Source organism: Rhizobium leguminosarum bv. viciae, assembly GCF_012276115.1.
Classification (GTDB): domain Bacteria; phylum Pseudomonadota; class Alphaproteobacteria; order Rhizobiales; family Rhizobiaceae; genus Rhizobium; species Rhizobium leguminosarum_T.
The window spans coordinates 260,596-274,226 of the sequence record NZ_WIEU01000001.1; the positions used below are offsets into that span (position 1 = coordinate 260,596).

Consider the following 13,631-nt stretch of genomic DNA (forward strand, 5'->3'; position numbering starts at 1 on the left):
GCTTGAACCATGGCCTTCAGACGATCTGCCCGCCGGTGCTCCGGCAGACTGGCGGGTACGATATGAAGGACGCCCCCATGCAAACAAGTCAGATCGAAATCGTCCCGTTCGGCCCGGATCATCTGGAAGCCGCCGTCGCGCTCTCAAGACAGGCGGGCTGGCCGCATCGGACGGAAGACTGGCAGCTGGCGCTCGCCTTGAGCGACGGAATGGTCGCGGTCGAGGATGGCAGGGTCGTCGGCACCGTCCTCGTCACGCCGTACAAGTGGGATTGTGCGACGATCAATATGGTCATCGTCGACGAGACGATGCGTGGCAGGGGTCTCGGCCGAAAACTCATGGACGCCGCTTTGCTGACAGCGGGAGACCGGCCGTTGAGGCTGGTGGCGACGACGGCAGGTCTGCCGCTCTATCAGAAGCTTGGCTTCCACGAGACGGGAACCGTGCTGCAGCACCAGGGCCTTGCGGGAGAAATTGTCGCGCCGGCGGAAACGGAAGCCGCCACCGATGCCGACCTCGCTGGCATCGCGGAGCTTGACCGACTTGCCTTCGGCGCCGACCGCGAAGGGCTGCTCTCCTATCTCGCCGGGATCGGCGAATTCGCCGTCACTCGCCGCGACGGCGGAATTTCGGGCTTCGCGTGCCTGCGTCCCTTCGGCCGCGGCGAAGTGATCGGACCCGTCGTGGCCGCCGACCTCGGCGAGGCCCGAAAACTCATCGAACATTTCATCGCCAGACGGTCCGGGCAGTTCCTCAGGGTCGACACCACTGCCGAGACCGGGCTTTCCCCATGGCTCGCCGAACAGGGGCTCGCCCATGTCGGCGGCGGAATCACGATGAAAAAGCCGTTGGTCCACGACGTCGCCGATCCGACCGCCACCACCTTTGCCCTCGCCAGCCAGGCACTAGGCTGATCCGGAGATTTCCATGTACAGCAATTCCCTCATCGAACTCGATCGCGCCCACCTCATCCATCCGGTCGCCTCCTATCGCGGCCATGAAAAGCTCGGCGTACGCGTGCTGGCCTCGGCCAAGGGCGCGACGGTCACCGATGCCTCAGGCAAGCAGCTGATCGACGGCTTCGCCGGCTTGTGGTGCGTCAATGCCGGTTACGGCCACGAGAGCATCGTCGAGGCAGCGGCCCGGCAGATGCGCGAGCTTCCCTATGCGACGGCCTATTTCGGCCTCGGCTCCGAGCCCGCGATCCGGCTTGCCAGCGAACTCGCCGACCGCGCGCCGGGCGATCTCAACCATGTCTATTTTACGCTCGGCGGCTCCGATGCAGTGGACAGCACGGTCCGCTTCATCCGCTACTACTGGCATGCCCGTGGGCAGCCTCAGCGCGATCAGTTCATCTCGGTCGAACAGGGCTATCATGGCTCCTCGACGGTCGGTGCGGGTTTGACCGCGCTGCCGGCCTTCCATGCCGGCTTCGGCGTTCCCTTCGATTGGCAGCATAAGATTCCGTCACACTACGCCTATCGCAATCCGGTGGGCGACAATCCGCAGGCGATCATCGACGCCTCGCTTGCTGCGCTGAAAAGCAAGGTCGAGGCGATCGGGCCGGAACGCGTTGCCGCTTTCTACGTCGAGCCGATCCAGGGCTCGGGCGGCGTTCTGGTGCCGCCGAAAGGCTGGATGAAAGCCATGCGCGAATTCTGCCGCGCGCACGACATCCTTTTCGTGGCGGACGAAGTGATCACCGGCTTTGGCCGCACCGGCCCGCTTTTTGCCTGCACCGAAGATGAAGTCGTGCCCGACTTCATGACGACCGCCAAGGGCCTGACCTCTGGCTACGTCCCCATGGGCGCCGTCTTGATGGCCGATCACGTCTATCAAACGATCGCCGAGGGCGCGGGTGCAGCCGCCGTCGGCCATGGCTACACTTATTCGGCCCATCCCGTCAGCGCTGCGGTCGGCCTGGAAGTCCTGAAGCTTTATGAAAACGGCCTTCTCGAAAACGGCGTCAGGGCCGGTGCGCGGCTGATGCAGGGCCTGGAGTCGCTGAGGGACCATCCGCTCGTCGGCGATGTCCGTGGCCGCGGCATGCTGGCCGCCATCGAGCTGGTAGTCGACAAGGTGAACAAAACGCCGTTGCCGGCATCCGCCGAACCGGCCCGCCGTATCTTCGATCGCGCATGGGAAAACGGCCTCGTCATCCGCGCCTTCGGCAATGGTGCAATTGGCTATGCGCCGCCGCTCTGCTGCACCGAAACGGAGATAGACGCGATCGTCGAGCGCACCCGCATCACGCTGGACGAGACGCTGGAGGACCCGGATGTGCGTCGGGCGCTGCAGGCCTGAGAATATCGGGAAACCGTCAGATTCGGTATTTTGTGCCGCCTCATGGCGTCTATTCGGCGAATCCGGCGCAGTGCAGGTGACAAACTGAAGTCAACGAAAGGCCTGGATCCCGGCAGATGCGGGCCTTCCCATACAAGAGCGGGACAATGACCCCGCCAGCGGAACAGAATTTTCTTCTTCGAGAAGCCGAGCTCCCATCGGGGCCGAACACTGGGGAATTCGCGTGAGCAAGAGCCTTTCGGAATTCAAATACATGACCTTCGACGTCGTCGGCACGCTTATCGACTTCGAGGGCGGCCTCAAGACCTGCTTCGCCGAGATCGCGGCCGAGGCAGGACGCACGGTCGACGGCGAGCAGGCTCTTAGCCTCTACCGGGCAGCCCGTTATGCCGAGGATGCCGACCTCTTTCCCGACGACCTCGTTCGCGTCTACCTCGCGATCGCGCCGAAGCTCGGCCTGCCCACTGACCAAAAATATGGCGAACGGCTCCGGGACTCGGCGAAGGGCTGGAAGGGTTTTGCAGACAGTGCCGCGGCACTGGCCAGTCTTGCGAAGGATTACCGCCTCGTGGCGATGACCAATGCCCGCCGCTGGGCATTCGATTTCTTCGAGAAGGAACTCGGCAATCCCTTTTATGCCGCCTTCACCGCGGATGATACCGGGACCGAGAAACCCGATCCCGCATTCTTCGAGAAGGTATTCGACTACGTCGTCTCGCAAGGACATTCGAAGGACGACATCCTGCATGTCGCCCAGAGCCAGTACCACGATATCGGGATATCCAGGAAACTCGGGCTGACCAATTGCTGGATCGAGCGGCGCCATGCCGTGAAGGGTTACGGCGGTACGATCGAGCCGGCCGAATTCACCAAACCCGATTACCATTTCACCTCCATGGCCGGCCTTGCCGATGCCGTGGCCGCCGCGCGCGCCTGACTTTGAAAGCAGATCGGGCCTGCCCGCAACGGGCAGCCCGCCACACAAGAAAAGGGGAATGAGATGAACGACAAGATCACCAATTGGACCAGCTCCGACGACGCCATGGTCGAAAGCGCCATCCGTCGTGGCGCCACTCGTCGCGAGTTGCTGCATATGATGCTTGCGGGCGGTGTGGCCCTGTCCGCCGGCGGGCTCGTGCTTGGCCGCGCCGGCAAGGCGCTCGCCGCCACGCCCGTTTCCGGCGGCGCGCTCAAAGCGGCCGGCTGGTCGTCCTCGACGGCCGATACGCTCGACCCCGCCAAGGCGTCGCTCTCCACCGACTATGTCCGGTGCTGCTCGTTCTATAACCGCCTCACCTTCCTGGACAAATCAGGCACGCCGCAGATGGAGCTTGCCGAAGCGATCGAGTCCAAGGATGCGAAGACCTGGACGATCAAGCTGAAGAACGGCGTTACCTTTCATGACGGCAAGCCGCTGACCGCAGATGACGTGGTCTTCTCGCTGAAGCGCCATCTCGATCCGTCCGTCGGCTCGAAGGTCGCCAAGATCGCCGCCCAGATGACCGGCTTCAAGGCGGTCGACAAACAGACCGTCGAGATCACGCTCGCCAGCCCGAATGCCGACCTGCCGACCATCCTGTCGATGCATCATTTCATGATCGTCGCCGACGGCACGACCGATTTCACCAAGGCCAACGGTACCGGCGCTTTCGTCAAGGAAGTCTTCGAGCCGGGCGTTCGCTCGGTCGGGATCAAGAACAAGAATTACTGGAAATCCGGCCCGAACGTCGATTCCTTCGAATATTTCGCGATCAGCGACGACAATGCCCGCGTCAACGCCCTGCTTTCGGGCGATATCCACCTCGCGGCCTCGATCAATCCGCGCTCGATGCGCCTTGTCGAGACCCAGGGAGACGGCTTCACATTGTCGAAGACGACGTCCGGCAACTACACCAACCTCAACATGCGACTGGACATGGAGCCCGGCAATAAGCGGGACTTCATCGAGGGCATGAAGTATCTCGTCAACCGCGAACAGATCGTCAAATCGGCGCTACGCGGCCTCGGTGAAGTCGGCAACGATCAACCCGTTTCACCGGCGAACTTCTATCGTGACGCAGAGCTGAAAGCGCGAGCCTTTGATCCCGAAAAGGCGAAGTTCCACTTCGAAAAGGCCGGCGTGCTTGGCCAATCCATCCCGATCATCGCTTCCGATGCGGCGAGCTCGTCGATCGACATGGCCATGATCATCCAGGCGGCCGGCGCCGAAATCGGCATGAAGCTCGATGTGCAGCGAGTGCCATCTGATGGTTATTGGGACAATTACTGGCTCAAGGCGCCGATCCACTTCGGCAACATCAACCCGCGGCCGACCCCCGATATCCTCTTCTCCCTGCTCTACACCTCGGACGCTCCGTGGAACGAAAGCCACTACAAGTCGGAGAAGTTCGACAAGATGCTGATCGAGGCGCGCGGCTCTCTCGATCAAGACAAGCGCAAGACGATCTATAACGAGATGCAGGGCATGGTCGCCCAGGAAGCTGGTACAATCATTCCGGCCTATATCTCGAACGTCGATGCCACGACGGCCAAGCTCAAGGGCCTGGAAGCCAACCCGCTCGGCGGCCAGATGGGATACGCTTTCGCGGAATATGTCTGGCTTGAAGCCTGATTGAGCAAAGGAGACTGGGGCTGCAGCCGCGCCCCAGTTCCTCCATCTGCATTGATGGAACTTAACTCGAACGCAAAGGGAAGACGCCCGTGAACCGCCAGGTCTTATCCCTTGTGCTGAGCAGATTGTTCGTCGCCGTGATCACCCTGGTGATCGTCTCCTTCGCCGTCTTCTTCGCAACAACGCTGTTGCCTGGAGATACGGCGACGATCCTGCTCGGCCAAGCCGCCACGCCGGAAGCCGTCGAAGGCCTGCGCAAGGCCATGCATCTCGACGAACTGGCGCTCTTTCGTTTCCTGCGCTGGTTAGTCGGACTACTGCAAGGCGACCTCGGCACGTCCTATGCCAACGACATGCCGGTCGCCGCTCTCATCGCCGGCCGCTTCGTCAACACGCTGAAACTTGCCGGCGTCACCGCGCTTTTCTCCGTACCGATCGCGCTGACGCTCGGGATCACAGCGGCGATGCTGCGCGGCACCCTTTACGACCGGATCGTCACCGTGATCACCATCGGCGTCATCTCCGTGCCGGAGTTCATGGTCGCGACCTCCGCGGCGCTCATCTTTGCCGTCTATCTGAAATGGCTGCCGGCACTTTCTTTCGCCAATGAGGTCCACAGTCTGGCCGATCTGTTGCGCGTCTATGCCATGCCGGTGATCACCCTCACCTTCGTCGTCTCGGCCCAGATGATCCGCATGACGCGGGCGGCTGTCATCGAGACGCTCAACACACCCTATGTCGAGATGGCATTGCTCAAGGGCGCCTCCCGGCCGCGCATCGTCTTTCGCCATGCACTGCCGAATGCGCTGGGTCCGATCGTCAATGCCGTTGCGCTTTCGCTGTCCTATCTGCTCGGAGGCGTCATCATCGTCGAGACCATTTTCAACTATCCCGGTATCGCCAAGCTGATGCTGGATGCCGTCGCCACCCGCGACCTGCCGCTGATCCAGAGCTGCGCGATGATCTTCTGCCTGGGCTACCTGCTGCTAATCACCATCGCCGATATCATCGCCATCCTTTCCAATCCGAGGCTCCGATGACCATGACCAGTTCCGAAACCACCTCCGGCCGGCTGTCCGGAACCCGGTTTGGCTATCGCTTCAACATCGTCGGTGCGATCGGCTTCACTGTGATCCTCTTATGGGCGCTTGTCGCGATCTTCGCGCCATGGATCATCCCCTACCCCGTCGGCGAGATCATCGATCTCGACTATTTCGGCCCGATGAGCCGGGAACTCTGGCTCGGCTCCGATTATCTCGGCCGCGACATGCTCTCGCGGATTCTGATGGGCGCGCGCTACACGGTCGGTATCTCGCTGGCTGCGGTGACGATCGCTTGTTTCAGCGGCGTCGTGCTCGGCATGATCGCAGCGGCAGTCGGCGGCTGGCCGGACACGATCCTCAGCCGCTTCCTCGATGCCCTTAACTCTATCCCGAGCAAGCTGTTCGGCCTGGTCGTCGTCGCTGCTGTCGGCTCCTCGGTCCCGGTGCTGATCATGACGCTGTCGGTGATCTACATTCCCGGCGCTTATCGCTTCGCCCGGGCGCTCGCCGTCAACATCAATGCGATGGATTTCATCACGGTTGCGCGCATCCGCGGCGAAAGCACCCTCTATCTCATCCGCTCGGAAATCCTGCCCAACATCGTCGGGCCGGTGCTTGCCGATCTCGGCATCCGCTTCGTCTTCATCGTTCTGCTGCTCTCAGGGCTTTCCTTCCTCGGCCTTGGCGTCCAGCCGCCCTATGCCGATTGGGGTGCGCTCGTGCGTGAGAATATCGGCGGCCTGCCATTCGGTGCGCCGGCGGTGATGTTTCCCTCGTTTGCCATCGCCAGCCTGACGATCAGCGTCAACCTGCTGATCGACAACCTGCCGCAAAAAATCCGCGACCGGAGTGTGTCATGAGCAATTTCATCGAAATCCGTGACCTGAAGGTCGAGGCCACCACCGATTCCGGCCGGCGTGTCGAAATCATCAAAGGTGTCAGCCTCGATGTTGCCGAGGGCGAGATCGTCGCGCTGATCGGAGAGAGCGGCTCGGGCAAGACAACCATCGCCCTGACCCTGATGGGCCACACCCGTGCGGGCTGTCGTATCTCCGGCGGCAGCGTTTCGGTCGGCGGCAAGAACATGGCCACGCTCAGCGAGAAGCAGCGCGCCAAGGTGCGTGGCACCGAAGTCGCCTATGTCCCGCAATCGGCGGCTGCCGCCTTCAACCCGGCCACATCAATCATGGATCAGGTGATCGAAGTCACGCGTATTCACCAGCTGATGTCGCCGGACGAGGCGCGTGCCCGGGCCGTCGAGCTCTTCCGGGCGTTGTCCCTGCCGGAACCCGAGACGATCGGCAGCCGTTATCCGCACCAGGTTTCCGGCGGCCAGCTGCAGCGCCTGGCAGCCGCCATGGCGCTGATCGGCGACCCGACCCTCGTCATCTTCGACGAGCCGACGACGGCGCTCGACGTCACGACCCAGATCGAAGTGCTGCGGGCTTTCAAATCGGTCATGAAGAAGGGCGGTATATCAGGTGTTTATGTCTCGCACGACCTTGCCGTCGTCGCCCAGATCGCCGACCGCATCGTGGTCTTGAAAGGCGGAGAATCCCAGGAAACCGGCACCACCGACGAAATCCTCAACAATGCCAAGCACCCCTATACCAGGGAGCTGCTCGCTGCCTTCGAGCCGAAGCCGCGCGGCGCGGCAGGCCCGGCCGAACCCGCGACCGCTCCCCTGCTGAGCATCGAAGATCTCGTCGCGGGTTATGGACAGCGCCAGGCTGATGGCCTGCCACTCGTGCGCGCGGTCGAGCATGTGAGCCTGAAGGTGCAGAAAGGCCGCAACCTCGGCATTATCGGCGAATCCGGTTGCGGCAAGTCGACGCTCGCCCGCACCATCGCCGGCATCCTGCCGGCCGCGGTCGGCAAGATCGTCTTCGACGGCACGGAACTGCACCGCAACGCGCGCGAGCGTTCGCGTGATGAGTTGCGCGAGATGCAGATCGTCTTCCAATATGCCGATACCGCACTCAATCCGGCAAAATCGGTCGAGGACATCCTCGACAGACCTTTGGTCTTTTACCACGCCATGGATCGAAAGGCGCGGAACGCCCGGATCGATCAACTGCTCGACATGGTACGCCTGCCCCGCAATCTGCGCCATCGCCGGCCGGGCGAACTCTCGGGTGGACAGAAACAGCGAGTCAACTTCGCCAGGGCGCTCGCCGCCGATCCGAAGCTGATCCTCTGCGACGAGATTACCTCGGCGCTCGACACAGTGGTCGCCGCCGCGGTCATCGACCTGCTCAAGGAATTGCAGCGCGAACTCGGCCTCTCCTACATCTTCATCAGCCACGACCTCTCGGTAGTGGAGGCGATCTGCGACGAGATCGTCGTGATGTATGGAGGCCGGAAGGTGGAGGAGATCACCTCCTCGACAGTGAAGGCGCCGCAACATCCCTATTCGCAGCTGCTCTTCTCATCGGTGCCGACCCTCGATCCGGCCTGGCTCGACGGTCTCCAGCAGGATCCGGAACTGGTGCGGGCCTATTGCCGCCGCTGAGTGCCGACATTTGTCGATGGCCAAACTTACACGCGGCTTACGCCCGCGCAATTGCTTTCAACAGCAGTAGCAGCGATCATCTCTTCGCCAAACCCCAAGGCTTCAACTTGAGGTTTGACGTTTCGTGCAATCACGCTCTTTGATCGGCGTTGCGCTCTGCATGAGATATTCGAGCCCATGATGCAGGCCAGACAGCGCGCCTCTCGACGACATACCGCGGAGGCGTGCGATGATCAGGAGCCGAGCAAATCCTTTATCGCTGAAGGAAGAAACTACGCCTCCGTTTTACTACGTCATTCCCCGCGAATACCTCGCAAAAACAAATTGTATTATCGAGAAATAAACTTAAGCAATACTGATTTATTTTTATCAATGCTAAAAATGAAATAATTTATCATTGTGTAGCACTATAATGTATTATTATAAGCAATGTCTGCAGAATGCAAATACACTAATTATCCGGCATAAATCAATAATATTTATAGAAAAATCGAGTTTGCTGTCTCGCCGCGGTAAAAAATGCTTCGGCGCCTCATTTTTACGAAGTTCTATCTTGCTATTTAAGCGGGAATTGCTGTAAATGTGCGAGCTTGGGTGGAGTTCGCAGGTACGGGGGAGGGTAGCATGGCCGAAACGAAAAGCAGCGGACGCGGACGTGGAAACAAGAGTGGTGCCAATAAAGAGGTTGATACAGGAATAGATGCGACTGTGGCCGGCAGGCCGACGGTGGACAGCGTCGACGCTTTCGATGAAAGCAGAGTAGAGCGAGCCCTGGTCACGGGGGAAGAATCCGGACTTCTGGAGGATCTCTTTGGCGAGCGGGAATATGCCGAACTCCGGCGGCTTGCTAGGGATGCCTCGGCGCAATCCACCCGAGGCGGAACGCGGGTTCTCATCCTACCCGGCATCATGGGCTCGAAACTTGGCTCGGAGAATGACGAGATCTGGCTCGATCTGATCGATATCGCCAGGGGGCGCCTGTCGCGGCTCAGGATGGACGGCGAGGGAGCCGCCAACATCATTCCGCTCGGCGTCATGCTGATCGCCTATCTCAAATTGAAGCTCCGACTTCGCATTGCCGGTTTCAACGCCAGCTTCTGGCCGTATGACTGGCGAAAGAGTGTGGTGGAAACGGGTGCGCTGCTGGCGAAAAGCATCAAGGCCGACGCGGATGAAGTCCACCTCGTCGCGCACAGCATGGGCGGTCTTGTCGCGCGAGCGTCGCTCGCGCACAAGGTTGCCAACCTCGGGCGCATCATTACGCTGGGCACACCGAATTACGGATCGTTTTCGCCGCTTCAGGCTTTCAGGGGCACCCACTCGATCGTTCATTACTTGAGCCGTATCGATCACGGATTGAATGATCTGCCGGCGATATTCGGTGGCTTTCCCGGCCTCTCCGAAATGTTTCCCATGCCCGGAAAAATGCCGATCGATCTTTTCGATCTCGGCAACTGGCCGGCGGCCGGCCCACGACCTGCTCAGGAACTTTTGACCAAAGCACACGACGTTCAGAGCGCGTTGCCGACGGGCAAGGACGCCGAGAAGGGCATCATTCAGATCATCGGGATCAACAAGGAAACCGTTGTCGGAGCGACGATCAAGGACGGCGAGTTTGTCTATGTTCTATCCGATGACGGGGATGGCACGGTGCCGCTGGTCTGCGCGACGCTTGCCGACGCGGCAGGAACATATTTCATCGAAGAGGAGCACGGCTCGCTGCCGAACAATGCCCAGGTGGCGCGTGCCGTCCAAAGCATCATAGCGACGGGCAAGACAACGGAACTGAAGACCGAATTCTCCCAACGCAGGAGCGGGCCGACCGGAACTGTCGCCGAGCGTGACCTGACTTCGCAGCTGGATGACGGGGCCGGCGGTCGCAGGCTAAGCGTTCGCGAACAGCGTTTCCTGCTGGCGGATTTTGCATCGCCGACGTCGAGTGACGCTGCCGATGCCGGCGGGATCACCATCGCCCAAGTTGCTCCGGATGCAAATGAGCCGGCTTTTGCCGACCGCATCGTCATTACCAGGGAGAGCATACGCCATCTCGAAATCGTGCTGGCGCAAGGCAGCCTGACCGAGGTTTCCGCCGACGCATATGTGCTCGGCATCTTCAAGAACGTAAACATTGGCGGCGCTGCGCTGGCGGTCAACCAGCTGCTGGATGGCGGTGTCGAGCAGGCGCTCAACAGGCGCATGTTCAACTGCAATGTCGGCGAAATATCCATTCTGCCGAAGGGGCGGCATGCCGTCCGGGCTGATTTCGTGGCCTTTGCGGGGCTGGGGCCGATCGACAGTTTCCAGGAAAATACGTTGGAAACCGTCGGCGAGAACCTGATCCGCACGTTCGTGACGGCGCATGTGAGCGATTTTGCCACCGTGCTCATGGGCGGGGCTTCCGGCATTCTTCCCAAGTCCGGGTTGATGAAGCTCCTGTCGGGCTTCACGCGCGGTTTGAAGGACGCCGACAACGATCGCTTGTTCCATAGGGTAACGATCTGCGAGCTGGATCCCCTCCGCTATAATCAGCTGACGCGCGATATGTACGAGCTCTGTGGCGGCAATCTGTTCGACGGCATCGAGGTTACGTTGCAGACACGCAAGCTGCCTCCGCCGCCTGTGCCGGCCACGGCCGCACGAGCCGCAGGCGTCGGTACGGAGCCGATCTATCTGCTCGTTCGCCAGATCGAGGACGACCGTGACAGCCCCGGCTTACAGGCCTCGGTTTTGACTAAGGGATCAAAGGCGGCGATCCATCGCGCATGGAAGCCGCTTGATGAAGCAGCGCTGAGCAACAAGCTTTCGGTCCTTTTGAACGGCGTACCGCCAGCTAGCCAGATGGCCGATTTCGGTGAAAAGCTGGCGCAGCTCGTGTTGCCCGACACGATTCTGAACGTCCTGGACCAGTTCAAGACCGATCATGTCGTTGTCGTACACGATGCAGGGGCATCGCGAATTCCGTGGGAGACACTCTTCGTGCGCGGACGCTCGCTGGCTCTCACCGGGGGCATGAGCCACAGATATGAAGCCGATGATCTTTCCGTTGCGAAATGGCTGGAAGGGCGCCAGCAAAATCAGATTCTGCGCGTCCTGCTGATCGTCAATCCGACCAAGGATCTGGTGGGAGCACAGAAGGAAGGAGACCGGGTCGAGAAGCTTCTCAAGGGCAAGGGCCTGGCTCAGGTTCGCAGGCTCGATGGCGATGAGGCGAGACGGATGGAGCTGCTGAGATGTTTCCAATCAGGTGATTTTGACGTGGTTCACTATGCGGGCCACGCCTTCTTCGATCCGAATGCGCCGTCGCGAAGTGGCATTCTCTGCGCCGGCCGCGAGGTCCTGGCAGGGGCGGATCTTGCCGGGCTTAGCAATCTGCCCAGTCTTGTCTTCTTCAATGCCTGCGAAGTCGCCAGAATACGACGCCTCTCAGACGAACCGTCACGGCCGGAAGCACCAGTCGCCATGAGGCGAAGCATCGGTTTTGCCGAGGCATTCCTGCGAGGCGGGGTGGCGAATTTCGTTGGAACCTACTGGCCTGTCGGTGACGCGGCGGCAGAGATCTTCGCTCCTGCCTTTTATGAGAACCTGCTGGCGGGACGGCCGCTCTCTGAAGCCTTGCTGACGTCTCGCCGCGCACTGCAGGCGAAGGATCTAGGGGATTGGGCTGATTATATCTTGTACGGAGATCCCGACTTCATCCTGAAGAGGGTTTGATCATGCGATCGGATGCGGGTGATCTCAGCGAGCCCTATGACCGCGATGACAAATTCGATGCGCTGGTGGAGTCCATGCGGCGCGTTCGGCCGCTCGCTCTTGTCGGAGCGGGCGCGAGCGTGGATTCCGGCTATCCGACGTGGGAAAGGCTTCTGAAAGACCTTGAAGACGAAGTGGTTGCCAAGAAACCGCAAGCGGTGGCACCGAAGCATATCAGTGTCGTCAAGGATCTTCAGGATCCGGCTTGGCAGGCCGAGGAATTCTTCAATCTCCTGGGGCCGGATCTGTTCCATGGCTTTATCGAGCGCACTTTCGGCCCCCCCGGCAACGGCGTGGCCGAGCCCCATCATCTGATTGCCAAGATTGGCTTCCGCCATATCCTGACGACGAATTTCGAGCCATGCGCGGAGTTGGCCCTGGAAGCGGCGATCGGCAAGCAACCGGCTCGCGTCAACTGGAGCGACGTTGCGAAGGTCCGGCAGTTCTTTGCCGATCTCACTCAAACCAGCGCCGATCCCTCCGTCGTCTATCTTCATGGTTATGCCAGCGAACCGGCAAAAGTGGTGCTGACGGAAACAGGCTATACGAACGCCTACCTGAGGGAAGAAAATCGACGGCGCCTGATCGCGCTGTTCATGACCCAACCCATCGTGTTCATCGGCTTTTCGATGAATGACCCCGATCTTGGGCAGATCATGCGCGAGGTTCTGTTCAGCCTGCCGGATCGCAGCAAGGATGGCACCGTGGCCGCTATGGACGATTCCGGCCCTTTGCGCCAGATGCGCCACTTCGGCCTGTTCGGCTACCGAACCTCGGACGAGCGCGACCTGATACGACGGCGGATGCAGGGCAAGTTCGGTCTGCAGACGGTGTTTTACCGAATGAAGCCGATGGATGACGGCAAAAGATTTTCGCATGATAATCTGCTCGATCTTCTGCGGGCCATTCACACCGAGGTGCGCAGGCCGGGTGCAGTCGCAAAATATCCGGCGCCAGTAAAGGTCCCGACCACGCGTACGCTCGGACCTATCGCTCCGGTCGCGTCCGCGTTCGGTATGGTTTTCGATGAGAACGTCTATGATATCGACCCCAACAAGGGCCAGTTCGGAGGCGCCGCCTCAACTGACGGCTATGTATTGAAGGCTGCCAATCTTCGCGAACGCCGGGACTGGATGCAGTTCGATCTGGTCGTACAAGGCACTGGGCGCAAGCGGCTGAACACGCCGGTGACGTTTCATTACCACCCGACATTCGATCCACGGTCCGAAGTGATCGAGCCCGCGCGCAACAAGGCTCAGGCCACCGTCAAGGCGGTCGGAGCCTTCACTGTCGGCGTGGAGGTGGGTGGCACGCGGCTTGAACTCGATCTGGCCGACGACACGCGTTTCCCGCTCTGGTTCCGGCAGAGCTAGCATTCTTTGCATTCAAACAGGGAGAGGTGTCATGACAA

Annotated in this window: 9 protein-coding genes; all 9 read left to right on the forward strand. The window is 60.6% G+C overall.

Going from position 1 to position 13,631, the window contains the following annotated elements; all coding sequences use genetic code 11:
• Positions 1–77 precede the first annotated feature (77 nt).
• The 9 genes from GFM02_RS01245 (at position 78) to GFM02_RS01285 (ending at position 13,593) form a co-directional block, all read left to right on the forward strand.
• Complete coding sequence (locus GFM02_RS01245; protein WP_168267068.1) at positions 78–914, forward strand: GNAT family N-acetyltransferase; 837 nt, start codon at positions 78–80, stop codon at positions 912–914.
• A gap of 13 nt (positions 915–927) precedes the next feature.
• Positions 928–2,304: an aspartate aminotransferase family protein gene (locus tag GFM02_RS01250; RefSeq protein ID WP_168267066.1), complete on the forward strand. Its 1,377-nt coding sequence runs from the start codon at positions 928–930 to the stop codon at positions 2,302–2,304.
• A 223-nt stretch (positions 2,305–2,527) separates the two neighbouring features.
• Entirely contained in the window at positions 2,528–3,241 is a 714-nt protein-coding gene (locus GFM02_RS01255; protein WP_168267063.1) for an HAD-IA family hydrolase, read from the forward strand.
• Positions 3,242–3,304: 63 nt separating this feature from the next.
• Complete coding sequence (locus tag GFM02_RS01260) at positions 3,305–4,915, forward strand: ABC transporter substrate-binding protein (protein WP_168267061.1); 1,611 nt, start codon at positions 3,305–3,307, stop codon at positions 4,913–4,915.
• Positions 4,916–5,004: 89 nt separating this feature from the next.
• Positions 5,005–5,955 (forward strand): ABC transporter permease subunit, encoded by a 951-nt coding sequence (locus GFM02_RS01265; protein ID WP_168267059.1) that lies wholly within the window; start codon positions 5,005–5,007, stop codon positions 5,953–5,955.
• A complete protein-coding gene (locus GFM02_RS01270) occupies positions 5,952–6,818 on the forward strand; it encodes an ABC transporter permease (protein WP_168267057.1) in 867 nt (288 codons plus the stop codon). The genes GFM02_RS01265 and GFM02_RS01270 overlap by 4 nt, the downstream gene beginning before the upstream one ends.
• On the forward strand, positions 6,815–8,470 hold the full coding sequence (locus tag GFM02_RS01275) for an ABC transporter ATP-binding protein (protein ID WP_168267054.1): 1,656 nt from the start codon (positions 6,815–6,817) through the stop codon (positions 8,468–8,470). Before GFM02_RS01270 ends, GFM02_RS01275 begins: the two co-directional genes overlap by 4 nt.
• A 624-nt stretch (positions 8,471–9,094) precedes the next feature.
• Entirely contained in the window at positions 9,095–12,181 is a 3,087-nt protein-coding gene (locus tag GFM02_RS01280; protein ID WP_168267053.1) for a CHAT domain-containing protein, read from the forward strand.
• Between the two features lie 2 nt (positions 12,182–12,183).
• The gene (locus GFM02_RS01285; protein WP_246728617.1) at positions 12,184–13,593 is read left to right on the forward strand and encodes an SIR2 family NAD-dependent protein deacylase; all 1,410 of its coding nucleotides are present in this window, start codon (positions 12,184–12,186) and stop codon (positions 13,591–13,593) included.
• Positions 13,594–13,631 lie beyond the last annotated feature (38 nt).

Coding starts and splice junctions, on each gene's coding strand:
- GFM02_RS01245 (WP_168267068.1), top strand. CDS start 78: ATGCAAACAAGTCAGATCGAAATCGTCCCGTTCGGCCCGGATCATCTG.
- GFM02_RS01250 (WP_168267066.1), top strand. CDS start 928: ATGTACAGCAATTCCCTCATCGAACTCGATCGCGCCCACCTCATCCAT.
- GFM02_RS01260 (WP_168267061.1), top strand. CDS start 3,305: ATGAACGACAAGATCACCAATTGGACCAGCTCCGACGACGCCATGGTC.
- GFM02_RS01270 (WP_168267057.1), top strand. CDS start 5,952: ATGACCATGACCAGTTCCGAAACCACCTCCGGCCGGCTGTCCGGAACC.
- GFM02_RS01275 (WP_168267054.1), top strand. CDS start 6,815: ATGAGCAATTTCATCGAAATCCGTGACCTGAAGGTCGAGGCCACCACC.
- GFM02_RS01280 (WP_168267053.1), top strand. CDS start 9,095: ATGGCCGAAACGAAAAGCAGCGGACGCGGACGTGGAAACAAGAGTGGT.
- GFM02_RS01285 (WP_246728617.1), top strand. CDS start 12,184: ATGCGATCGGATGCGGGTGATCTCAGCGAGCCCTATGACCGCGATGAC.